Raw genomic sequence first — 2,454 nt, 5'->3', positions numbered from 1 at the left:
CTGATGGAAAGCACCATCGGATCGGCTCCGGTCCTCCCCATTTGACGCTTCGCCTGCACGACCGCGCGGTGGAGCGGGACCTGCTGATCAACCCGCGCCTGCGATTCGGCGAAGCCTATATGAACGGGCGCTTTTCCATCGAAGGCGGCACCATCTACGATCTTCTGGCGATGCTGATGAGCGGCGCCGAGGTGCAGGGCGCGCTGGGCCGTGCGCTGGAATCGCTCTCGCCTTTGCTGCGCCATGTGCAGCAGTACAATCCGATGCAGCGGTCGCGGCAGAACGTCGAGCATCACTACAATCTGTCGCGGCAGTTCTATCAGCTCTTCCTCGACCGCGACATGCAGTACTCCTGCGCCTATTTCGTGGAACCCGGCCTGTCGCTCGACGAGGCGCAGGAGGCCAAGAAGCGGCACATCGCGGCCAAGCTGCTGATCGCACCGGGCATGCGAATCCTCGATGTCGGCTGCGGCTGGGGTGGCATGGCGCTTTATCTGGCGCGGCATACCGGCGCGCGGGTAACCGGCATCACCCTGTCGTCGGAACAACTGGCCGTTGCCCGCCAGCGGACGGAGGAGGCGGGGCTGACCGACCGGGTTACCTTCGAGCTGCGCGATTATCGCGAATTCGCCGCCGCGCACCGTGGGGCTTTCGACCGTATCGTTTCGGTCGGCATGTTCGAGCATGTCGGCGTGCCGCATTACAGCGATTACTTCAATGCGGTGCGTGACATGTTGAATGACGAGGGAGTGGCACTGATCCATTCCATCGGCCGCCTCGACGGGCCTGCAAGCACCAATCCCTGGATCCGCAAATATATCTTCCCCGGCGGCTACTCCCCTGCCCTGTCGGAGGTGCTGCCGGTGATCGAGCGGTCCGGCCTGCTGGCCACCGACCTGGAAGTGTTGCGCCTGCATTATGCCGAGACGCTGCGCCACTGGCGGGCCCGCTTCCTCGCCCGCTGGGAAGAAGCCAAGGCGCTGTATGACGAGCGGTTCTGCCGGATGTGGGAGTTCTATCTGGCCGGCGCTGAACTGGCCTTCCGCCTGCAGGGTCACATGGTGTTCCAAGTTCAGGTCGCACGCTCGCTGGGAGCGGTGCCTTTGACCCGTGACTACATGCTGAATGCGGAACGGGACCTTGCTGGCACATCGGCCAATCAACCGGCGGCGCTTCGGCCGTCGCGTACGCCGGAGTCGGCAGCCTGACCGTCCCGAAAGTCGGATTTGTGGCTCTTGCGGGCCTTTGCGCTGCGAAAGACTAAGAATCCGACCAACCGGTAATACCAATTGATCATCATCGCCGGGCGTCGGGCCGCGTTGCAAGCGGAATCGTGCGACATCGGCGCTTGGGCCACCGCCGCGCCTTCCTTTCCGTTACGGGGCGATGCTATATAACCGCGATTGATTTCCGCCCGGGGTACCGGGGAGCCACCCAAGCGGCATGCTCCCCGGCAAAAAGCGCCCGCTGGACGACGCGCCCGGCTCCCAAGGAATGACAACGCCCTTACCCGTTCGGGGAGATCTCGCACCCATGACCAAGATCAAGGTAGCCAATCCGGTCGTCGAACTCGACGGCGACGAGATGACGCGCATCATCTGGCAGTTTATCAAAGACAAGCTGATCCTGCCCTACCTCGACATCGATCTGAAGTACTACGACCTCGGCATCGAGAACCGCGACAAGACCGACGACAAGGTCACCGTCGAGTCGGCGAACGCCATCAAGCAGTATGGCGTCGGCGTCAAGTGCGCGACCATCACCCCGGACGAAGCGCGGGTGAAGGAGTTCAACCTCAAGAAGATGTGGAAGTCGCCGAACGGCACGATCCGCAACATCCTGGGCGGCACCGTCTTCCGCGAGCCGATCGTCTGCTCCAACGTTCCGCGCTACGTTCCAGGCTGGACCAAGCCGATCATCATCGGCCGTCACGCCTTCGGCGACCAGTACAAGGCCACCGACTTCGTCGTCCCCGGCCCGGGCAAGATGACGATCAAGTGGGAAGCGGCCGACGGCAGTCAGCAGATCGAGCATGAGGTGTTCGACTATCCCAGCGCCGGCGTGGCGATGGGCATGTACAACCTCGACGACTCAATCGAAGGCTTCGCTCACTCCAGCTTCATGTACGGCCTGGAGCGAGGCTACTCGGTCTATCTGTCGACCAAGAACACGATCCTGAAGGCCTATGATGGGCGCTTCAAGGATATCTTCCAGAAGGTCTTCGACGAGACCTACGCTGACAAGTTCAAGGCCAAGGGTCTGGTCTACGAACACCGCCTGATCGACGACATGGTCGCCTCTGCCCTGAAGTGGGAAGGCGGTTTCGTGTGGGCCTGCAAGAACTACGACGGCGACGTTGAGTCGGACGTCGTGGCTCAGGGCTTCGGCTCGTTGGGCCTGATGACCTCGGTTCTGGTGACGCCGGATGGCAAGACCGTCGAGGCTGAAGCCGCC

2 protein-coding genes are annotated in these 2,454 nt (G+C 62.4%); both read left to right on the top strand.

Features of this window, described 5'->3' with window-relative positions; translation table 11 throughout:
- Positions 1 to 1,208: cyclopropane-fatty-acyl-phospholipid synthase family protein (locus I71_RS04610; RefSeq protein WP_042691265.1), on the top strand; the 1,208-nt coding region annotated here is incomplete at its 5' end.
- 325 nt (positions 1,209 to 1,533) lie between these two features.
- A partial coding sequence (locus I71_RS04605; RefSeq protein WP_042691261.1) for an NADP-dependent isocitrate dehydrogenase occupies positions 1,534 to 2,454 on the top strand: 921 nt, incomplete at its 3' end.

It is taken from the genome of Azospirillum sp. B506 (assembly GCF_000333595.1).
Taxonomy (GTDB): Bacteria; Pseudomonadota; Alphaproteobacteria; order Azospirillales; family Azospirillaceae; genus Azospirillum.
Note: the sequence above shows the minus strand (reverse complement) of the source record. Positions and strands in the feature narration are given on the sequence as shown.